Genomic DNA, 21,356 nt, shown 5'->3' on the forward strand with positions numbered 1-21,356 from the left:
ACTGCTAAAGCGTCTTGTTCTAAAGCATTTTTAGTTTTAGTGATGTTTTCGTTAAACATTTTACCTATGCTACCAAATTCATCGTTAGCTTTGATTGCTATAGGTTGTAAGTTGATTTTTTCGTGATTAAGAAAACGGAATAATGACTCTAAAGCTTTAACTAGCACAGATAATCTTGAGCTAACTATCTTTCCTATTAAATAATACACTACCATAATTGTAACGATTAAAAATACCAAGCCAAGGCCGACTAAAACAAACTGAAGTTTATATAAAGGAGCTAAGATAGAAGCTCTAGGTGCAGTAACAACTACACTCCATTGACTAGTATTGCCAATAGTTTGAAATGACGCTACGCTTGCAAAAGATACATCTCCATTGCTAGCAGTGTAATTAGAACTCATATAGTTTTCATTTGATTCAATTGCAGAGATGATTTGTTTGATATCTTTACTACTACTAACATCTTGTATTTTTTTCAAAACCATATTAGGATTAGTATGTATTGCAAAAGTTCCTTCATCATCTAGCAAAGCTTTGATTTCATTTGGAAAAATATTTAATTTTGGATCTGATAAAATTATTGTAAATTCTCTTATATCAAAAACAAAACCAACATAACCTGCTAGATTGCCATCTTTAGCAAAAAATGGCATAGCCACATTGATCGCTACAAATTCACCTTTTCCTAGATCTTGTCTTGTAGGATTGCCTACATAGACTTTATTGCGGTTATTACTTCCTTCAGAAAAAAGTTTTTGCACTACAGGTAAATTTCTAACTTTATCTGTAAATTGAAGAGTTTCTAAGCCTCCATGACCAGATAAATCGCTATCAAAAAATACCATACCAAAATGACGACTTTCGCTTTTGTATTGTCTTTTAGCATTTGTAAAATCTACTAGATTATCATCACTTAAGATTAAAAAACTATAACTTGAATATGAAGAAGAATCTAAAATATTTCTAACAATATCTTGTATATCTTCAATGTCAAATTTACCTCCTTTTGCGATAAAATCATTCACCGAACTTGCTGTAGATTTTGTCAAAGCAATGGTTTCATTTAAAGCACCCTCAATAAAATTTACATAACGTCTTGAAGCTTGATAAATAGTTTGTCTAGCTTCGTTTTCCATATTGTGAGCAACTTGTGTAGAAACAACAAAAATAAGAGCTGTTACACCGATGAAAATGACCATTCCCACGGATAAAACAAGCTTCATACCTATATTTAAAGATTTAAACACTTTCCCCCCCCCTAAAAATTAAAATTAAAACCGGAATTATACACAAAAAAGATAAAAATTAACTTTTATTTAATAAATAATACAAATGAAATTAAAATATCACCATTGCACGAAAGTTCTTGCTTTTTTGATTTCATTAAAATTTATAGTATTTTTTTCGCCATTTAAGAGTTCTAAGTCTATATTTTCATCATTGACATTTAAAATTTTAGCTTCGATTTTTTCTTTGTCATTGGTAGTAATCTTTACTAATTCGTTAATGCTTTTTTTAAAATGTTCTAATTTGCTAAGTTTTCTTTCAAGCCCACAGCTTGAAACTTCTAAGAAGTATTCTCCATTAACAGGAGCTTTTACATCGAAAATAGGGGATAAAATTTCACTAAGCTTTGCACAATCGTCTAAATTTACCCCACCTTCTTTTTGAACATAAATTCTATAAATTCTTTTTCCATTTTCACTAACTAATTCATCATCATAAAATTCTAATCCTACTTCTTTGCATAGTGCTTTAAGATCCATTTTTTTCCTTTTTTATTTTTTCAAATAAAGCATTTATGTGATTTTGATACTCTAATCTATCATCAAATTTAAAGTGAAAATTAGGACATCTATACCAACCTTGCTCACTCATACAATAATTTTGCAAGATATAAGAAGCTTTTTTGAGTTTATTTAAAATTTGCTCTTGTTCTTGTGCATTAAAAAACATCTTATCAAGATACACAAAAGCATCATAGCGACCTTTTTTACACTCTACATCTACTACGCATAAATTTTTTAAATCTTTATCTTCTAAACTAGATAAAGCTTCAAGAATAAGCTCTTTTAAGATACTTTGTGTGCGTAATTTTTTAATTTCAGCTGGGTTCATAAACTCACTTTTTCCTCAACTTCTTTGTAACTTTCTATATAATCACCCACTCTCATATCATTGCACCCTTCAATGCCAACACCACATTCATAGCCTCTTGCTACTTCTTTGACATCGTCTTTAAAGCGTTTTAAAGAACTTACATTTCCTTCAAAAATAACTACACCTTCTCTTATGAGTCTAATCTTAGCACCGCGATTAATCACGCCTTCTGTTACCATACATCCTGCTATTTGACCTAATTTTGGCACATTAATCACTTGTCGAATTTGAGCTTGGCCTAGTTGTTCTTCAGAGATAATAGGGCTCATCATACCGCCAAGTAAGGCTTTTACATCATCTAGTAAATTGTAAATTACATTATAAGTTTTGATTTCAACGTCTTTATCTTTGGCTTTTTCTTTGATTTCGCCTGTTGGACGGATATTAAACCCAAGGACTATGGAATTTTCGCTTGCACTGGCTAATTCTATATCGCTTTGAGTTATGCCTCCAACTCCACTATGTATAATGTTTATTTTAATTTCATCATTAGTTAATTTTTCCAAACTTGCTTTAAGTGCTTCAAGCGATCCTTGCACATCGGCTTTTAAAATCACTGGCAATACTTTAAGAGCACCTTCTTTGATTTTAGCACCAAGCTCATCAATGCTTACTTTTGTTGATTTGCTTAATTCTTTTTGACGATTGTATTCGTGGCGTTTGTTGGCATATTCTCTTGCTTGCTTATCGCTTTCTACTGCGATTAAAGTTTCTCCTGCATCTGCTACTTCGCTAAGCCCTACAATGACTCCGCATTCACCTGGACTGATTTCTTTTAATGCTTTGCCTTGGTCATCACTCATTGCACGCACTTTGCCATAAGCTTCTCCAGCTACTATGGTATCGCCTACTTTTAATGTCCCATTTTGAATGATGATAGTTGCCACAGGGCCTCTGCCTTTTTGTATAGAAGATTCTATGACACTTGCTTTTGCAAGAGTTTTTGGATTAGCTTGTAATTCTAAAAGCTCAGCTTGCAATAAGACTATTTCAAGTAAATCTTCAATGCCATCGCCTTTTTTAGCAGAAACTGGCACAAATTCATAAGTTCCGCCCCATTCAACAGGCATAATTTCCATTTCAGCAAGTTGTGTTTTTACCATATCAGGATTGGCATTTTCTTTATCCATTTTGTTAATAGCTACAATAATAGGGACATTTGCAGCTTTTGCGTGGTTGATAGCTTCTTTTGTTTGAGGCTTTACGCCATCATCGGCTGCGACTACAATTATAACGATATCAGTGATACTTGCACCTCTTGCACGCATAGCTGTGAAAGCTTCGTGCCCTGGAGTATCAATAAAGGTAATTTTTTTGCCATTTTTTTCTACCATATAAGCACCGACGTGTTGAGTGATACCACCTGCTTCACCGCTTGCAATACGTGATTTTCTTATAAAATCTAGCAAAGAAGTTTTGCCGTGATCTACGTGGCCCATTATGGTTATCACTGGTGCTCTATGGGTTAAATTTTCTTGTGTTTGATTATCATCATAATCTTTCACATAATCAAATTCATTAGCTTCATCAATGATATTAATTTCTATGCCAAATTCATCTGCTAAAATTTCTATAGCGTCCTCATCTAAAAAATCATTTTTAGTTGTCATCATACCTAGCATAAAAAGCTTAGAGATAATTTCTCCGGTATTTTTTTTGATTTTATCTGCAAATTCATATACGCGTATCTCTTTAGGAATGCTTACGCTAGTGATTATTTCATTTTCTTTTTTTTCCACTCTTTTAGGGGATTTTTTGCGACTTCTTCTTTGGATACCGCTTTCTCCAAAAGGATTGATGGAATTATTTAGCGATTGTCTTAAAACATTAGGTTGTTTTTTGTTTAAAACTGGCTTTTGTTGCTCTTGTATGCTAAAATCAGGCAATACAACCTCATCATCATTATCTAAAGAGATATCTGCAAAATCTTTATCGCTTAAAAGATCCATTTTAGTTGTGTTTTCTTTTTTGCTTACAGCAAGATGATTTTTCTTTTCTTTTTTCTTTTTTTTCAAATTTTCATCTGAATTTGAAAAAATCATACTCAAACTTAAATTTTGATTATTTTGGAATGATTTATCTTCATTTTCGTTTAATTTTTCTTTTATTTCTTCTTTCTTTTTTTTAACTATGACTAAGCCTCTTCTTTTAGCTAAATTTAAATTTGAGCCTAGCTTTTCTTCTAGTTTTATTTCTTCTTTTTCTTTTTGAGTAATTTCTTCTTTTATGGGATTTGCAATTGGTGTAATTTTTTCATCTTTTTCTTCAGAAATTTTAGAGCTAGTTTTTACTTCTTTTTTAATTTTCTTTTCATCTTTTTTTGAATTTTCTTTTTTATTTACTTTTTTTGAAGCATTGTCTTTTTTAGGTTTTTGTATTTTTTTTACCACATCTGGAATATTGCCTGATTGGACGTATTCGTATATCGCTGCTGCGATTTCAGAAGATACCTTTTTATTAGGCGATTTTATATCCTCCAGGCCCATTTTATTAGCTTTTTCGATAATCTCTTTACTCGTATATCCTAACTCTTGAGCTATTTCACTAATCTTTACATCTGCCATTAAAAAATATCTCCTTTAAATCCTGCTGTTTTATATTTCCATTAAAATTACCTTTTTTAACCTTCATAAAGGCTTTATGTAAGATCTTGTCGTCTTTATTTAAGCATAAATTACAAATATACAAACTCTTTCCAAATTTTATTTTTGTAATAATTTTAGAATTATAAATTTGAAATCGATACAAATTTTGTTTTTCAAAACGACCTTTACATATAATGCACATTCTAATGGGTATATGATTTTTCAAAATTATATCTTTTTTTTTGAAATTTTTAGCAAAATTTAAAGCCTTTATTATCAAAATCTAAAAGTTCTATTCTAAATTTATTAAATTTATTTTTAAGTTTTGCTTGAATATTTTTTGCATCATCTTTATAAGCTAAAGTAAAAAAACTCGAGCCTGAACCTGAAAGCGTGCTCATAAGTGCGTTATTTTCTAAAGAAATTTTTTGCACTTGAAATAAATCTGGTAAAGTATTCATTCTTTGCTCTTGATGAAATTTGTCTAAACTTGCGTATTTTAACAAATCGTATTTTTTCTCTAAAAAACACGCAGTTAAAAATGAAGAGTGGCAAACATTAAAAACTCCATCGTTAAAATCAATTCTTTTAGCTAAAACAGATCTAGATTTTTGCGTATTCATAGCTAAATGAGGTATAGTCATAATAGCTTTTAAATTTTCATCTATTTCTTTTTTTATGGCTAGGACTTTGTTGTTTTTAACCATAGAGCACACAAAGCCTCCAAGGACTGCTGGAGCGATATTGTCAGGGTGATTTTCAAATTTTAATGCTTCATTTAGTATATTATTTTTGTCTATTTTTAAATCACTTAATTTATAAGCACAAGCAATAGCTGCAATTATAGTAGCAGATGAGCTTCCCATACCTCTTGATAGGGGAATGTTATTGCGAAAAATAAATCTAAAATTTTGCTTTTTTCCATTTAATTTTTGATAAATTTCATTAAAAATACTTATGAAGATATTGTTTTTTTTAAGATAGATATTTTTAGCACCTTCTCCGCAAATATTAATGCTAAAAAAATTTGATTTTTCTATTATAGTTTCATTAAAATACTTTAAACTTAAACCTAAACAATCAAAACCAGGACCTAAATTTGCACTAGTAGCAGGAACTAAAATTTTCATTTGTTTAATTAACTGCCTCTAAAACATAAAAAGGCGTATTATCATCACTAAAATTTAAATTTTTTAAAGTCTTTGGCATAAAAAAATCACCGCCTTGAATTTTTTCTAATGTGATTTGTTGATTTTTATCTTTGACAAAACAAAATTGCTTATTAGCTGGAATAGGCTGATTGTCATTTAATTCAAAAGCACTAATTGCTAATAAAGGTATATTTTTAACTATAGCTAAAGTTTGCAAAGAAATATAGCTGATTTTTATCCCCATATAAGAACCTGGTCCATTAGCATAAATAAGTTTTTCAAATTCATATTTTGTAAGTAAATTTTGTAAGATTTGTGGCAGTATCTCACTTATCTTTAAATGGCTATTGATAGTCTCTAATAACATATCTTTTTCATAAATCCCTAGCATTATGGGTTTAGAAATAGCATTTAAAAGCAATGTAACCTTTTTTATGCGAAAACCTTTTCATAAATTTTATGGACACTTTTTTCTAAACTTACTATCTCGTATGCGTTAGTGTCTTTTAATAATTTTTTAGTTAAAAGATGATTTAATCTATGAGAGCCCGCATAAGATACATAATCACCAAAAACTCTGTATCCAAGTAAGGTTAAATCTCCAATAGCATCTAAAATTTTATGACGGACAAATTCATCTTTAAAACGCAATCCTTCAGGATTTAAAATACGATTATCATCAATTACTACAGCATTTTCTAAGCTTCCGCCAAGTCCTAAATTTAATTTTCTTAAAGCTTGCACGTCTTTTAAAAATCCAAAAGTTCTTGCTCTTGCTATTTGCTCAATATAATTTTGTTTGCTAAATTCAAAATAATAATTTTGCTTGCCTATGATAGGATTATCAAATTCGATGGTATAGTTAATAATAGGCATATCAGTAGGAGTTAAGCGGACAAATTTATTTCCTTCTTGCACTTCTATATTTTTTTTAATAACTAAAATTTTTTTTACCTCTCCAAGGTCTTTAATACCTGCTTCATCAAGCATCATACAAAAGCCTATACTGCTACCATCCATTACAGGTGCTTCATTAGCATTAAGCACAATACGAATATTATCAATACCATAAGCACTAATTGCACTCATTAAATGCTCTATAGTTGAGACATAGCCTCTATGATCTCCGATAACGGTAGCCATTTTTGTGTCGATTACATTTTCTGGTTTAGCCTCATATGAAATTCCAAGATCACTTCTATAAAAAACTATACCGCTATTTGCATCTAATGGCTCTAATTGAATGCTAATTGGCTCACCTTTGTGCAACCCTATACCTACACCTTTTACCACTTTTGCTATAGTTGTTTGATTCATATTACTCACTTAAAATTTTTTTCTTACTTGCGTTTAAAACATTATAAATATTTTCTTTTATCCATTTTGCATCTTGCCATTGCTCAGGACGCACCTCCACTCCTTGAATCAAAACACCAAAATGCAAATGATCACCAAGGGCTAACCCAGTAACTCCAGTAGTTCCTATGATTTCTCCTGCTTTTACTTCATCGCCTACGCCAACATTTACACTAGTGCAATGCCCATAAAGAGTATAAATTCCAAAGCCGTGATAGATTATGATATTTAAGCCATATATTCCATTTTCTTTAGCAAATACGACCTTGCCTGCATTATTGCTTATAATAGGGGCTTGTTTTATACTAGCTATATCAAGTCCCATATGATAAGAACTACTTAAGGGTTGATTATCATAAGAATAAAATCTATGATCAGCAAAATCAGCTACTTTTTTGCCATTTTTTAAAGGTATGAAAAGATTTACTTTAAAATTATTTAAAATAGCTTCAGGAGCGTCGCTTGTGATTTTATGCACGAGCTCTTCGTTTAAATTTCTTAAGTCTTCATTTACAAATTTAAATTTTTCAAGTCTGTTTAATTGCTTATCTTGTGGAGCATATTGTTGAGCTAGTAAATCAATTTTGCCATCTATAAATTTATCGTTTAATTTTATATTAGATGTGCGGTATTTTCTATTTACAAAATAATATCTTATCCTTTGTTTGTTGATATTGCCTGCTTTATCTTGTGCTATGACATAAGCTCTATAATTTTCATCTTTAGCGTCCCAAGCAATCAAAGCTGCGTAGTATCCTTCCTTGATAAAAGGAATAGCTTTAAAAGTTTTGCCTTTATCGGTGATTATATATACATTTTCTAAATTTTCATCACTTGCTTTAAATACGACACTGCCTACGCCTCCTTGTTCTATCTGATAAGAATTATCTAAAATTTCTACATAAGGATCTTTTGTATCTATGATAACTTTTATTTCTTTATGAGTTGCATTTTTGAGAAAAAAATTCCAAAAACTGCTATCGCTAACTTCAATTAGAAGTTTAAAAAAATCCACTTTTTCTTTGTAAGCTAATTTTGGTAATTTTAAATTCAACTGAATGTTATGCTTTGGCTCTTTAATGTTTTCATTCATTAAAATTTGACCATCTAAATCGCCATTTTTAAATAAAATCACCTTAATATTTTTTAATGAATTTTTGCTATCAATTTCTATGGAGATTGGATCTTTTAAATTGCTATAAATAATTTCTGATTTAATTTGTATATTTGGAGCTTCTTTTTTAAACAAATTTGTATTTAAAACAAATGCCAATATTGCAACTAAGATTAATAATATTAGAAAAAACCATTTTTTACTAGACTTTTTACGTGCAAAAACCATCTTAACCTTCAAATTTTTAATCTTTATATCTTTAAATAATAAAACTTTATAGCAAATTAAGAGTAAATTACTTATAAAAATTATAAAATTTCTCTTAATTTATTTGCATCTTTTATCCAAGCTTCAAGCTCATCAGTATCGCCTTTTTCTATCATCTTTCTACATTCTTGTAGTTCTTTTTGAAACATTTTTATAGAATTTAATAAATTATGTTTATTTTGTTGAAAAATGCCACTCCACATTTTTGGATTAGATTTAGCAATTCTACACATATCTTTAAAAGAAGGACCGCCAAGATATGCTATATTTTTTTTATTTTCTTCTTTCATTACAAAATTTGCTAAAGAAAAGCTTATAACGTGAGGCAAATGAGAGATTATAGCTGTATGATGATCGTGAGCTAGACTATCCATAAAAACTATCTTCATACCTAAATCAGAAAAAATTTCTATAGCTCTTTTTTGATGTGAATGAGTAGCATTTTGACTATCGCAAAATACGCAAACTGCATTTTTATATAAATCTTTAACCGCTGCATTTGGTCCGCTATTTTCAGTGCCTGCCATAGGATGAGCTGATATGAAATGTTTTTTTAAATCAGGGGATAAATGCTTAATAATCTCCTCTTTTGCACTTCCAAGTTCAATAATAGTGCAATCTTGTGAAGTATCTTCTAAATCTTTTAAAATTTCAATAATCGCATTAACAGGTATAGCTAAAACAATTACATCACATTTTTTAATTTGTTCAAAACTTATTATTTTATCTACTAATTTTTTTTTCACTGCAATGGATTCAAAATCTTTATTTATATCATATCCATACACCATATCAATGAGTTTATTTTCTCTTAAGCTAATTCCTAAAGAACCGCCCATTAAACCAAGTCCAACTATACCTACATTCATAATTTTACCTTCAAAACTATTGATTAAAAATATTTTGGTATTATAACTGCTTTTGTATCAAATTTTTAGGTAAATTTAATGAAACAATGGATTATATTTTTTATACTATCAACAAGCTCACTTTACGCATTAACAATCAAAGACATTAAGTTTGAAGGCTTATCTCGACTTTCTAAAGAAAGTGCTATAGAAATTTCTAAATTAAAAATTGGACAAAAAATTAGTATTGAAAATATAGATATGGCTGTTAAAAATCTTTTTAGTAAAAATTATTTCAAAGATATTTTAGTTGAAGAGAAAAATGGAGTAATTTTATTTAAAGTAGTGGAAAAGCCATCTATTGGAAAGATAGACATACAAGGCATTGCAAGCAATGATAGAAAACAAATGGAGTCTCTTATAGGTTTAAAACCTGGACTTTTATATGATGAAAATTCTATAAAAGAATCTGTAGAAAAAATAAAGCTTTTTTATGAAGCTAAAGGTTTTTATGACACGATAGTAGAAACTAAAAGCGAAAAGCTAAGTAATTCTAATGCTTTGAAAATAACTTTTATTGTCAATCGTGGTGAAAATATTATCATAGAAAATGTCTATTTAAGTGGTGCTAAAAAATTAAATTATTCTGATATAGAACCAGCAATAGCTAATAAACAAAGAGAATTGCTAGGTTGGATGTGGGGTTTTAATGATGGCAAGCTTAAAATTTTTGAATTAGAAAATGATAGCTCAAGAATTTCTGATGTGTATTTAAAAGAAGGTTATTTAGATGTTAGTGTATCTCCGGCATTTTTAAAAACATATACAGATACTTATCAAGCGGATTTGACTTATTTTATAAGTGAAGGCAAACCTTATAAAGTAAAAGATATAAAAATTTATAATATTGCATTTAGTGATGAAGAAAATAATGACTTAGCTCACAATCTTGAGCTTACAATAGGGAAAATAGTAGATATAGAAAAATTAAGAAAAGATATAAAAACGATAGAAACTAAAACCGCTGATTTAGGATATGCTTTTGTGCAAGTGATTCCAGATATACAAAAAGATGAAGAAAATCATAAAGCTATTATACTTTTTAAAGTCATTCCAAATGAAAAAGTGTATGTGAGAAATGTTGAAATTTCAGGCAATACTAAAACGGTTGATAGGGTAATTCGTAGAGAGCTTTACCTAACTGAGGGTAATCTTTACAATAGAACAGATTTGATAGACTCAAGGAATGCATTAAGAAGAACAGCATACTTTGAAAATGTCGAAATTAAAGAACAAAGAGTTGATAATACGCACGTTGATTTAATAGTAGAAGTTAAAGAGGCATCAACTGGTGCTATATCAGGTGGTATAGGCTATGGAACTAGTGATGGAATTTTACTTAGTGCTTCACTTTCAGATGCAAATATCTTTGGATCTGGTATAAAAGGTAGTGTAAATATCGACAAGGGAGATGAGACTTTATCAGGAAAAATTTCTTTGAAAAATCCTAGATTAAATGATAGTGATTATTCTCTTGGGGGATCTTTGTATTCAAATCGCTTTGAGTGGAATAGTTATGATGAGAGAAACTATGGCTTTAATGTCAGTATAGGAAAATCTTTAGGGAGATTTATTGATGTAGATTTATCTTATAATCTTGAAGAAAGTAATATTTATAAATTAAGCGATAGATTGATAAAACAAGGTTATCAATTAGGTAAATCTTATAAAAGTTCTATCACTCCATCTATAATATTTAACAATACAGATGATTATTATCTTCCGCGTTCTGGGATTATAGCTTCTACTGCTTTAGAATACGCAGGAATTGGCGGAGATCAAAAATTTATTAACTCAACTACTAAATTTAATTATTATAGAGGGTTAGAAGACTATATTGGTTGGGATGTGATTTATCGCTATAAAGCAAATTTTTATAAAGTATGGAATCAAGGATACTTACCAATTAATGAAAAAATATATCTTGGTGGTATAGGCACTATTAGAGGTTTTGATAGAAGAAGTGTGAGTCCTAAAAATGAGTGGGGCGATGAAACTGGCGGAACTATAGCATTTACAAATTCTGTAGAACTTAGTTTTCCTATATTTGATAGGATTAAACTTAGAGGAAGTGTGTTTTTTGATTATGGGACTATAGGAGAAACTTCACTAACTCAAATTCAAAGATGGAGCACAGGTGTTGGCTTTGAGTGGCTAACTCCTTTAGGGGCTTTAAATCTAGTTTTTGCTAAACCATTTAACACAAGAGCAAGCGATGATTTAAGTAAATTTGAATTTATGCTTGGTGCAAGATTTTAAGTGTTATAATTACGAAATTTTATTTTAGGTAGAGTGATGAATTTTTTAGATATTTTTTCTAGTATAAGACGCAAGCAAGCAAATCCTAATGAAGCACCTAATCATTGGATAAAATGCACCTCTTGCCACGCTTTAATGTATTATAAAGAAATAGAAGCTTCTTATAATGTTTGCCCTAAATGTAATTTTCATATGAGGCTTTCTCCACTTAAACGCATAGATTTACTTAGTGATGAGGGCACTTTTATAGAAATGGATAAAGATTTACAAGCAACAGATCCTTTAAAATTTGTAGATAGTAAATCTTATAAAAAAAGATTAGCAGAAAATGAAGAAAAAACAGGCAGAAAAAGTGCTGTTATAAGTGGCGAATGCAAAATAGATGGAATTGATACTCAACTTGTTGTATTTGATTTTTCTTTTATGGGTGGGAGTTTAGGCTCTGTTGAAGGTGAAAAAATTTTAAGAGCTATAGAAAGAGCTATAAATAAAAGAACTCCAATTGTTATTGTTAGTGCTTCTGGTGGAGCTAGAATGCAAGAGAGCACTTATTCTTTAATGCAAATGAGTAAAACAAGTGCAGCATTAAAGCTTTTAGCTGAGGAAAAATTACCTTATATTTCTATTCTTACTGATCCTACTATGGGTGGAGTTAGTGCTTCATTTGCGTGGCTTGGGGATATTATTATGGCAGAACCAGGTGCTTTGGTGGGTTTTGCAGGGGCAAGAGTTATAAAGCAAACTATAGGAACTGATTTGCCTGAAGGTTTTCAAAAAGCTGAATTTTTACTAGAACACGGCTTGATTGATACTATCATAGAAAGAAATGAACATAAAAAATTCGTCGCTGATTTTTTAAGATTTTTTTCTAAAAATTAAACTATGCAGATTAATCTTATTAGTATCCAAAAAAATAATAACGATGAATTTTCAAAGCTCAATGAACATTATCACAAGTTAATAAAAAAATTTAGCAATCTTAGCGATATAAGTATTTTTAATAATACAATAGCAAATGCACAAAGCAATAATGCAAATGAAGCAAAAAAAACTTATACTAAGGTCTTGCTTCCTCATAAAAAGGGCTTTTGTATAGCTTTAGATGAAAAAGGTCAAGAATTTACGAGTATAGAATTTGCGTCATTTTTGCAAGATAAAAATGAAATTTCTTTTTTTATTGGTGGTGCATATGGTTTTGAACGAGCTTTTTTAAATCAAATGCAAATAAGTATTTCTCTTAGCAAAATGACAATGCCACATAAATTTATAAAAACAATACTTTTAGAACAAATTTATCGTGCATTTTGTATCAATGCTAATCATCCATATCATAAATAGGAACATTTATGCAAGAATTGAATTTAAAAGATTTCAAAGATATTTTAGAAAAAAGACAAAAAGAAATTTTACAAGAATTGCAAGGCAATACAGCAAATATTTGTAATCTTCACAATAGCGAACCACGAGATGAGGTAGATATCCAACAAATTTCTAATAGCTCGCATATTGATTTTAAAATAAATGAAAATTTGAAAAAAGAACTAGATGAAATTAAACTTTCATTAAGCAAAATAGAAAATAATACTTATGGAATTTGTGAGTATTGTGAAGAGGTGATTCATTTAGAAAGATTAAAAATTAAACCTCACGCAAAATACTGCATTAATTGTCGTGAAAATTTAGAAAAAAGGAAAGAAATATGAAAATAAAATTATTTTTCTTTGCAAGTTTAATTTATCTTTTGATTGTGGTAGCTTTAGTTTATAATTTAAATTTGGGTGATTATACCTTTACTCTTTCTACTTTTAGTCTGAATCTTCCTGTTAGTTTGTGGATCATTCTTCCTACTTTAATCTTAATGATATTAGCACTTTTGCATATGAGTTTTTACGGCTTTTTAAAACATTTACAATTTAAAAATCTCATTAAAGATAGTAAAAATTATGAAAATTTGATTGAAAATTTACTACTTAAAAAAAATAACAAAATTAAATTTAAAACTCAAGAATTTCAAGATATTGAAAAGCTTACAAAAACTTTGGTATTTAAAGAAAAGACACAAAATGAAAGAATAGATCATATATTAGATATTTTACAAGATATTAATGAAGGTTCTTTTATAGAACTTAAAAAATATAAATTAGATTTTGAAAATGAAATATTTATACTAAATGAAAAAAATCATTGTGCTAAAGATAGCGATTATGCTTACTCGCTTATTAAAAACAAAAAAGATTTAAGCAATGATTTAGAGTTGTTTGCTTATGAAGAAGTATTGCAAAATTTATCCTATGAAAAAATAAAAAGTCTCAAAATAGAAAAATCTCAAAAAGATATTTTATATTTGTTTAAACGCTATGAAGCACAAAGTTTAGAGCTTACTCTTGCTGAAATAGAAGTATTACTTAGTATGAATAATTTTGATGAAGCGATGTTTTTGCAGATTGCTAAAATACTTTGTAAAAAAATAGAACCTCAAAATCTCATAGCTTTATTTAAAAAATTGCAAGATTGTAATTTAAAAGTTAGTAGGGCATATTATTATATACTTGCTGAATTTGGAATGTTTGATGAGTTATTAAGTCAATTAGGAAATAATCAACAAGATTTTAAAGATTTTCAACTTGTATTATTTTTAAAAGAGCATAATAAAAAATTTGATTTAGACGCAATAATTCGATGATAGATTTTAGTAAAAATCCTTTATTTTTAGCTCCTATGGCTGGATTTTCTGACTTACCTTTAAGAAATTTAGTCAAACAATTTGGAGCTGATGTAACAATTAGCGAAATGATAAGCTCTAATGCTTTAGTGTATGAAAGTGAAAAAACTTTAAAAATGCTAGAAAAAGCCGAACTTGAAAATCCTTATATAGTGCAAATTGCTGGATCTGATGAGGAAGTTATAAAAAAAGCGGTTGAAATTTTAAATAGATTTGATTTTATTGATGGAATCGATTTTAATTGCGGATGTCCTGTAAATAAAGTCATTAAGCAGTATTCTGGGAGTGCTCTTTTACTAGATCTTGATAAATTAAAAAGAATTTTAGAACTTATAAAAAAAACAAGTAAAAAGAAAATTACAAGTGTTAAAGTTAGAATTGGTTATGATAAAAAAGATCCCATTGAAATTGCAAAAGCTTGTGAAAATTCTGGAATTGATTTTATAAGTATGCATGGACGCACAAAAAAACAAATGTATAGCGGAAATTCTGATTATGAAGCTATAGCTTTAGCTAAAAAAAATATAAAAATTCCTTTAATAGCTAATGGAGATATCAATGCAATAAATGCGAAAGAAGTTTTAAAAAAAACAAATTGCGACGCTTTGATGATAGGTAGAGCAAGTATAGGAAATCCTTGGGTTTTTTATGAAATCAAACAAAATAAAAAAATAGACAAGCAAACAAAAAATAAAATCATTTTTACTCATTTTGATGAGATGATAAAGCACTATAAAGAACAAGGCGTGAGTATTTTTAGAAAGCACTTGCACGAGTATTCTAAAGGATATAATGACGCTTCAATTTTTAGAGATAAAATAAATCGCATTAATAATGCTAAAGAAATGAGAAAATATATAGAAGAATTTTTCAATAAGGAATGATTTTTGCTTATTAACTAATAAGCAATATATGAAGAGATACCATAAAAACAAGGAAAGTTAAATGGGAGCTCGCATTAATTCAAAAGGAATTGACAAAACAATAGGTGGCATTAGAACAAGTGCTAATAATTTTGCTGCATATGCTTCAAAACTCAATGATCAAACTTTAAATTTTGAGCAAATTTTGCAAAATCAAAAACCAAAGTGTATTAATTCTTGTATCAAGAATTCACAAATGCAGTTAAATAAGCTAGTAAAGAATCTTGAAAATAACAAAGGAAGTATTTTTAAAAATACTATTGGCGATGATCTTAATACCATAGCAAGATTAAGACAAGAAGTAATTATGATGTATGATATTACTCTTAAAAGCCCTCTTTGATAATTTTATACAATTTATCAATATCTTCATCGCTTATATGCGATGAATTTTTTCTCTCATAAAAATTATGTAAATCTTTGCAATTAAATTCAAATCCAAAAATACATTTTGTATGTGCTGGGAGAAAAGCTCTGACTAAGACTATATTTTGTGTTATTTTCTCATCGCAAGCAAAGCATATAAAATCTTTATGCAAACGTCCTTCGTAATTTAAAATTTTTAAATAAGCATCTACGATAACTCTTTTGCAATCTTGTTTTTCAAAACGTTTAGCACACTCATCTAAAAGTTCATAATAAAATGAATCTAATTTTCCAACATCTTTTAAATGCCAGTAAAAAAGTTTTATAAAATCTTGCCAAAAAAACATTTTTTCTCTATCTAAAATCCACGAAAAACCAAGATGTATCACATCTTTTAAACGAGGCAAAAATCTTAAATTTTCTTCTAATTCAAAATCTATCTTATAGCCATTTAAAATATTTGAGTGTCTCATTCCATAAAAACGAAACGACTTAATAACTTGTGTAGGGCTAAGTATATAAACAATCAAATCCTCATCTTTTATACTTTGAGTATGTAAAATATAACCTTGCATTAAACAATATTTACACCATAAGCTTTTAAGATATCAAAAGAGCTTTGTTCTAACTTTTCATCAAAACTAGCACTAGCATTTTTATGTAAGATTATTTCTGAATTGCAACTTGCATTTTGTGCTAAAATGATATTGCTAAATACACATATATGTGAAACTAAACCACAAAATTCTATACAATCATAAAAATTATCTTTTAAAAAATTTGCAAATTCTAAACTACCAAAGGAATTTTTATAAAAAATACGCTTTGAACGTTTTAAATACAAATTAAATTCTTTTGGCATAAACCAACCGAAAGTATCTTTAACACAATGTAAAACTGGAATATTCTTGCCTTCTTTAGTGGAAAAATAATTTTTATCGTGGGTATCAAAAGTAAAAACAATATCTCCTTGATGATTTTTTAAAAGTGAGATAATATTATCTTTGATTTCAACGGCTCGTTTAAAACCCAAACTTCCGTCTATAAAATCATTTTGATAATCCACTACAACAAGAAGTTTAGTCATTTTGAGTATAGAAAAAACTACTTGTGTGGATATTACTAAAAGCTGTTTTTAAGCTAGTAAATAATTTTGGATTTTCATTTTCTAAATTTGCTAAAAGCTGTTTTGCTTCTTCTCTAGCGTGTGGAAATTTAATATTTCTTTGACTAAGCTTCATACCAGGACAAAACTCATTTCCTATAACTTCTAAAGAATTATTAATGGCATTTTCTCTAAGCTGTCTTTCTCTTACAAAGATTAAAGGTCTTATTACCTCTACTCCTCTTTTGCTCTTATATTTTGGTGCTAAACTTCTTAATGAGCCATTGTATATAAAATTCATAAAAAAACTCTCCACAGCATCATCTAAATGATGTGCAATAGCAAGCTTATTATAGCCATTATCTAAAGCATATGTATAAAGAGCACCTCGTCTCATTCGTGAAAAATAACTACAAAAACTTGAATTTTTTCTTATAGTATCACCTGAAATTTCATAAATATTTGAATCAATAACTTCGTGTTTGATACCATAATCCTCACAATGCTTATGAAGTTTTGTATAATCTTCACCCATTCCATAGCTTAAAGTTACGGCTTTAAATTCAAACTTAAAAGGTGCGTGTTTTTGCATACGATTTAAAAGATGGGCTAAAGCTAAAGAATCTTTCCCTCCGCTTAAGCCCAATAAAACTTTATCATTATCTCCTATAAGAGAAAATTTAGCATTAGCTTGTGCTACTTCTTTAATAAGTCTTTTGCTAAGTTTTATCATTATAATTTATCACAAATTTTTAAAACAAAATCTGCTGAAATTTTTGCTGATTTTTCTACAAATTCATCAAAATCAAATTCAGCTTTTTCTCCAGCTTTATCACTCATTGATCTTAACACAAAGCAAGGAATTTTTAAAGCATCACACACCAAAGCAACGCTTGCTCCTTCCATCTCACACGCGTCTGCATTAAAAATCTCTCTTATTTTATTTTTTTTATTTTCATCACAAATGAATTCATCTCCAGTTGCTATGATGGCTGATTGGATTTTTATATTTAATTCATTTGCTACCTTCAAAGCCAAGGCATTTAATTTATCATCTGTTTTTATAAAAATTTCATTACCAGGAACAAAACCTAATGGATGACCAAATGCACTAATGTCTAAATCATACTGAACTAATTTCGTAGCATAAACTAAATCACCTATTTCTAAATTAGGATTAAAAGCACCTGCAACCCCTGTAAAAAGCATAATTTCAGCTTTAAATTTTTCTATTAGTATAGTCGCACTAAGAGTTGAATTTACTTTTCCTATTTTTGAATACGCAATCACCAATTCGTGATTTTTATATTTTGCTAAGTAGTAAGTATTATTTGCATACTCAACCTTATCATACTCTTTTAAAGTCTCCAATAAAGGAGTAATTTCTTCTGGCATAGCCCCTAAAATTGCAATTTTCATTTTAAAACCTTCAATATTTCATCTATATCTTCTATTTTACTTATACTATATGTTTGCTTGCTACTTATTTTTTTATTTAAACCTTTTAAAATATTAGCTCCAAATTCTATATAACAATCAACCTCATTATCAATACTTTGTATGCTTTGTTTGTAAAGCACAGGTTTTACAAGCTGATCGCTTAGTAATTGCATAGCTTGTGTTTTATCATTGTAAGCTTTTGAATTTACATTTGATATTACATTGTTAAATTTAGAATTTAAAATACTATCTAACTCATTAGATAATTTTATTGAAGCATTCTTTAAAAGCGGACAATGGCTTGCAACGCTCATATTTAAAAGCATAGCTCTTTTAGCACCAACTTGCTTAAAGCTACTTTCTAGCAAAACCAAATCATTTTTTAAGCCAGCAATTACAATTTGACCTTCACAATTATAATTTGCTGGATACACTTTTGCACCATTTTGCTGTGCTTTTTGACAAATTTCTTCTACGCATTTATCTGCAAGTCCTAAAATCACCATCATACCTGCTTCAATTTTAGAACAATCTTCTTGCATAAAAATTCCACGCTTATTAACTAAAGAAATAGCGTCTAAAAAATTAAAAGCACCTTGAATAGCTAAAGCACTAAATTCGCCTAAAGAATGACCAAGAGCATTGGTAGCTTCTAAGGAAATATTTTCTCTTAAAGTCTCATATGCCATTAATGAATTTAAAACTATCGCCATTTGCGTAAATTCACTTTGATTTAGCTTATCATTTTCCTTAAATAATAAATTCTTAAAATCAATTTTACAAAAATCACTTGCATTATCAAGTAATTCTTTAGCTCTTTTAGAATTTTCATAAAAACTAAGACCCATACCAAAACATTGAGAACCTTGGCCTGGGAAAATAAATGCACTATTCATCAATGATGACCACCACAACAGCCACCATCTCCGTGATTATGACCTCCACAACAGCCATCACCACTATGGTGATGATTATGATGATGATTAGCGCAGCCACAACTTTTACTTCCTGCTATTATCCCTGTTAAAATCTCATCTTCACTCGCAGCTCTAACATCAACAATATTTAAAGAAAATAGCAAATCTCTTCCAGCATAAGCGTGATTATAATCAATAGTTACTTCATTATCACTGATTTCTTTTACTATAACTCTCACAGTCGCCCCATCTTCACCTTCGCCAAAAAGCTCCATACCAACTTGTAAATCAATTCCGGCAAATTGTTCTCTTGGTAGAGTTTGCAACGCACTAGCATCATATTCTCCTAGTGCTTTTTCTTTTTTAATTATAATGTCCTTATTGCAAGGAGCGTCTAATTTTTGAATTTCTTCTTCTAAACCTTCTAAAATTTGCCCTTTTCCTAAGATAAAAGATATAGGTTCTGTATGCAAATTTGATTCTAAAATTTCATTTGTATTTGCATCTTTTAATTCATAGAACATAGAAACTACACTATTTTTTTCTATAGCCATTTTATTATCTCCTTATTATTTTCTATTTGGCGAAGCTTTTGCTTCTGCACTATCAGGATAAGCAGTTTTTAATGCTTTATAAAATTTATTAGCACTTTTAGTATCACCAACTTTATCCAAACTAATTGCAGTATGATACAATAACTTTGGCATATAATCGCCCTTAGTACTTATAGTGGAACTTTTTTTATAAAAATTTAAAGCTTCAGCATAATCTTGTTGCTTGTATTTTATTTCACCAAGCCAAAACGTAGATCTTGCTGGTTTATAATGAGTGTTTATTAAATACTCAAATTTACTTGTAGCTTCGTTAAATTTATTTTTGCCAACTTCTTCAATCGCTTGCTTTAAAATTTCGCTTGATTGTAATTGTTTCCAGCTTTCATCTAAAACTACCTCATTTTTATTTGCTTCATTATCACTAGTATTTAATTCTTGATTTACGCTTACGTTATTATCATTTTGAATTACAACTTTAGAAGTCATATTTCCTTCTCGTTTTTCAATTCTATCAATTTCAGATTGAAAGAAAACTATGCTTTGATTTACATCATCTTTAGAAACATAATCTGCATTTATTTTATTCATCACATTAGTTATCTCACTTAAAATCTTTTGAATTTCTTGATAATTATTCTCTTGAATTTTTCTATTTTCTTCTATATACATTCTTAAATTTTGAATCTCTTGAGTAATATTTGAATCAAAATTATGATAACTATCTTCTAGAGAAAATAATCTAGTATTAATCTTAGAGTATTGAGTATTTAGCCCTTCAGTTACGCTTTGTAGGCCTTCTATATTTTCTACTGCTAAATTAATTTTGTTGGTTAAATTTGTATAATACTCATTTAACATTCTCAAACGTTCTTGATTTTTATATTGGAGTTTTTCATTTTGTGTTAAGCCATAAGGTGTTTTACTATCTACTTTTCCCGCATCAAAAGCCGATATTTCAGCATATAAAAAAGTAGCTCCATAAAGAGCTACTAAAAATAATTTTATTTTCATAATCTAATAGAACTTATTTTGTTATTTTAAAATCAGCACGACGATTTTGTGCATCGCACGCCTTTGTTCTTTCAGTACATACAGGATTAGTCTCTCCATAACTCTTAACACTAATTCTATCAGCACTAACACCTTGAGCTATTAAAGATTCTTTTACTGCCTTTGCTCTTTTTAAACCAAGAGCTTGATTATATTCATCAGTCCCCCACTCATCACAATTTCCTTCAACAAGAACAGAAGAATTCATAGCTTCATTGTTAAAAATTTGAGCATTTTTAACTATCACTTTTTGCATATCACTTTTAATATTAAATTTATCAAAGTCAAAATAAACACTAGAAATAGAATTTAAAGAATCTAAATTCTCATAACTATCTGATCCGCCACTTCCTTTAGAACTATCAACACTACTTGAGCTACTCATAGTTACATTATTTTTCGTAGCACAACCACTAATAATTACAGCAAAAGCAGCAATTGAAGTAAAAACTATTTTTTTCATCATATCTCCTTAA

Annotated in this window: 24 protein-coding genes and 1 pseudogene; 7 read left to right on the top strand and 18 right to left on the bottom strand. The window is 29.0% G+C overall.

The window, feature by feature from the left end; genetic code table 11:
• From QZ429_RS00850 to QZ429_RS00895, 10 genes and pseudogenes are all read right to left on the bottom strand, one after another.
• Positions 1–1,250, bottom strand: a pseudogene (locus tag QZ429_RS00850) (methyl-accepting chemotaxis protein); the annotation flags it as partial.
• Positions 1,251–1,349: 99 nt separating this feature from the next.
• Positions 1,350–1,769 carry a ribosome maturation factor RimP gene (rimP, locus tag QZ429_RS00855; RefSeq protein ID WP_291949626.1) on the bottom strand — a complete coding sequence of 140 codons (420 nt, stop codon included), beginning with the start codon at positions 1,767–1,769 and terminating at the stop codon, positions 1,350–1,352.
• A complete protein-coding gene (gene rbfA / locus QZ429_RS00860) occupies positions 1,759–2,121 on the bottom strand; it encodes a 30S ribosome-binding factor RbfA (RefSeq protein WP_291949629.1) in 363 nt (120 codons plus the stop codon). The genes rimP and rbfA overlap by 11 nt, the downstream gene beginning before the upstream one ends.
• Positions 2,118–4,727: a translation initiation factor IF-2 gene (gene infB / locus QZ429_RS00865; protein ID WP_291949633.1), complete on the bottom strand. Its 2,610-nt coding sequence runs from the start codon at positions 4,725–4,727 to the stop codon at positions 2,118–2,120. The genes rbfA and infB overlap by 4 nt, the downstream gene beginning before the upstream one ends.
• Entirely contained in the window at positions 4,708–4,974 is a 267-nt protein-coding gene (locus tag QZ429_RS00870) for a hypothetical protein (RefSeq protein ID WP_291949636.1), read from the bottom strand. The genes infB and QZ429_RS00870 overlap by 20 nt, the downstream gene beginning before the upstream one ends.
• A gap of 25 nt (positions 4,975–4,999) precedes the next feature.
• Positions 5,000–5,878: a homoserine kinase gene (gene thrB, locus QZ429_RS00875; RefSeq protein ID WP_291949638.1), complete on the bottom strand. Its 879-nt coding sequence runs from the start codon at positions 5,876–5,878 to the stop codon at positions 5,000–5,002.
• A 4-nt stretch (positions 5,879–5,882) separates the two neighbouring features.
• Positions 5,883–6,290, bottom strand: a complete 408-nt coding sequence (locus QZ429_RS00880) for a tRNA threonylcarbamoyladenosine biosynthesis protein TsaB (RefSeq protein WP_291949849.1) — start codon at positions 6,288–6,290, stop codon at positions 5,883–5,885.
• A gap of 41 nt (positions 6,291–6,331) precedes the next feature.
• Positions 6,332–7,216 carry a UDP-3-O-acyl-N-acetylglucosamine deacetylase gene (gene lpxC, locus QZ429_RS00885; RefSeq protein ID WP_291949640.1) on the bottom strand — a complete coding sequence of 295 codons (885 nt, stop codon included), beginning with the start codon at positions 7,214–7,216 and terminating at the stop codon, positions 6,332–6,334.
• 1 nt (position 7,217) lies between these two features.
• Positions 7,218–8,597 carry a M23 family metallopeptidase gene (locus tag QZ429_RS00890; protein WP_291949643.1) on the bottom strand — a complete coding sequence of 460 codons (1,380 nt, stop codon included), beginning with the start codon at positions 8,595–8,597 and terminating at the stop codon, positions 7,218–7,220.
• A gap of 80 nt (positions 8,598–8,677) precedes the next feature.
• Positions 8,678–9,505, bottom strand: a complete 828-nt coding sequence (locus tag QZ429_RS00895; protein WP_291949645.1) for a prephenate dehydrogenase — start codon at positions 9,503–9,505, stop codon at positions 8,678–8,680.
• A 78-nt stretch (positions 9,506–9,583) separates the two neighbouring features.
• Here QZ429_RS00895 and bamA point away from each other — a divergent pair, with 78 nt between their 5' ends.
• The 7 genes from bamA (at position 9,584) to QZ429_RS00930 (ending at position 15,791) form a co-directional block, all read left to right on the top strand.
• Positions 9,584–11,803, top strand: a complete 2,220-nt coding sequence (gene bamA, locus QZ429_RS00900; RefSeq protein WP_291949648.1) for an outer membrane protein assembly factor BamA — start codon at positions 9,584–9,586, stop codon at positions 11,801–11,803.
• A gap of 36 nt (positions 11,804–11,839) precedes the next feature.
• Positions 11,840–12,682, top strand: coding sequence for an acetyl-CoA carboxylase, carboxyltransferase subunit beta (accD, locus tag QZ429_RS00905; RefSeq protein ID WP_291949651.1), 843 nt, complete (start codon positions 11,840–11,842; stop codon positions 12,680–12,682).
• Positions 12,683–12,685: 3 nt separating this feature from the next.
• Positions 12,686–13,141, top strand: coding sequence for a 23S rRNA (pseudouridine(1915)-N(3))-methyltransferase RlmH (locus QZ429_RS00910; RefSeq protein WP_291949654.1), 456 nt, complete (start codon positions 12,686–12,688; stop codon positions 13,139–13,141).
• 8 nt (positions 13,142–13,149) lie between these two features.
• A complete protein-coding gene (gene dksA, locus QZ429_RS00915; protein WP_291949656.1) occupies positions 13,150–13,506 on the top strand; it encodes an RNA polymerase-binding protein DksA in 357 nt (118 codons plus the stop codon).
• The gene (locus QZ429_RS00920; protein ID WP_291949659.1) at positions 13,503–14,486 is read left to right on the top strand and encodes a hypothetical protein; all 984 of its coding nucleotides are present in this window, start codon (positions 13,503–13,505) and stop codon (positions 14,484–14,486) included. Before dksA ends, QZ429_RS00920 begins: the two co-directional genes overlap by 4 nt.
• The gene (locus QZ429_RS00925; RefSeq protein WP_291949662.1) at positions 14,483–15,409 is read left to right on the top strand and encodes a tRNA-dihydrouridine synthase; all 927 of its coding nucleotides are present in this window, start codon (positions 14,483–14,485) and stop codon (positions 15,407–15,409) included. Before QZ429_RS00920 ends, QZ429_RS00925 begins: the two co-directional genes overlap by 4 nt.
• 61 nt (positions 15,410–15,470) lie before the next feature.
• Positions 15,471–15,791 (top strand): hypothetical protein, encoded by a 321-nt coding sequence (locus tag QZ429_RS00930; protein ID WP_291949665.1) that lies wholly within the window; start codon positions 15,471–15,473, stop codon positions 15,789–15,791.
• Here the strand turns inward: QZ429_RS00930 and recO are convergent.
• Genes recO through pal form a run of 8 tightly spaced genes read right to left on the bottom strand, consistent with a single transcriptional unit; the run spans position 15,775 to position 21,343 of the window.
• Positions 15,775–16,389 carry a recombination protein RecO gene (recO, locus tag QZ429_RS00935; RefSeq protein ID WP_291949667.1) on the bottom strand — a complete coding sequence of 205 codons (615 nt, stop codon included), beginning with the start codon at positions 16,387–16,389 and terminating at the stop codon, positions 15,775–15,777. The genes QZ429_RS00930 and recO overlap by 17 nt on opposite strands.
• The gene (locus QZ429_RS00940) at positions 16,389–16,901 is read right to left on the bottom strand and encodes an isochorismatase family cysteine hydrolase (RefSeq protein ID WP_291949670.1); all 513 of its coding nucleotides are present in this window, start codon (positions 16,899–16,901) and stop codon (positions 16,389–16,391) included. Before QZ429_RS00940 ends, recO begins: the two co-directional genes overlap by 1 nt.
• Positions 16,894–17,652, bottom strand: coding sequence for an ATP-binding protein (locus QZ429_RS00945; RefSeq protein WP_291949672.1), 759 nt, complete (start codon positions 17,650–17,652; stop codon positions 16,894–16,896). Before QZ429_RS00945 ends, QZ429_RS00940 begins: the two co-directional genes overlap by 8 nt.
• Positions 17,652–18,338 (bottom strand): 5'-methylthioadenosine/adenosylhomocysteine nucleosidase, encoded by a 687-nt coding sequence (locus QZ429_RS00950; protein WP_291949675.1) that lies wholly within the window; start codon positions 18,336–18,338, stop codon positions 17,652–17,654. Before QZ429_RS00950 ends, QZ429_RS00945 begins: the two co-directional genes overlap by 1 nt.
• Positions 18,335–19,255 carry an ACP S-malonyltransferase gene (fabD, locus tag QZ429_RS00955; protein ID WP_291949851.1) on the bottom strand — a complete coding sequence of 307 codons (921 nt, stop codon included), beginning with the start codon at positions 19,253–19,255 and terminating at the stop codon, positions 18,335–18,337. Before fabD ends, QZ429_RS00950 begins: the two co-directional genes overlap by 4 nt.
• The gene (locus QZ429_RS00960; RefSeq protein ID WP_291949678.1) at positions 19,255–19,830 is read right to left on the bottom strand and encodes a peptidylprolyl isomerase; all 576 of its coding nucleotides are present in this window, start codon (positions 19,828–19,830) and stop codon (positions 19,255–19,257) included. The genes fabD and QZ429_RS00960 overlap by 1 nt, the downstream gene beginning before the upstream one ends.
• A 15-nt stretch (positions 19,831–19,845) precedes the next feature.
• The gene (locus QZ429_RS00965; RefSeq protein ID WP_291949681.1) at positions 19,846–20,841 is read right to left on the bottom strand and encodes a tetratricopeptide repeat protein; all 996 of its coding nucleotides are present in this window, start codon (positions 20,839–20,841) and stop codon (positions 19,846–19,848) included.
• Between the two features lie 13 nt (positions 20,842–20,854).
• Positions 20,855–21,343: a peptidoglycan-associated lipoprotein Pal gene (pal, locus tag QZ429_RS00970; RefSeq protein WP_291949684.1), complete on the bottom strand. Its 489-nt coding sequence runs from the start codon at positions 21,341–21,343 to the stop codon at positions 20,855–20,857.
• Positions 21,344–21,356 lie beyond the last annotated feature (13 nt).

Source organism: Campylobacter sp. (genome assembly GCF_020024835.1).
Lineage (GTDB): Bacteria > Campylobacterota > Campylobacteria > Campylobacterales > Campylobacteraceae > Campylobacter_D.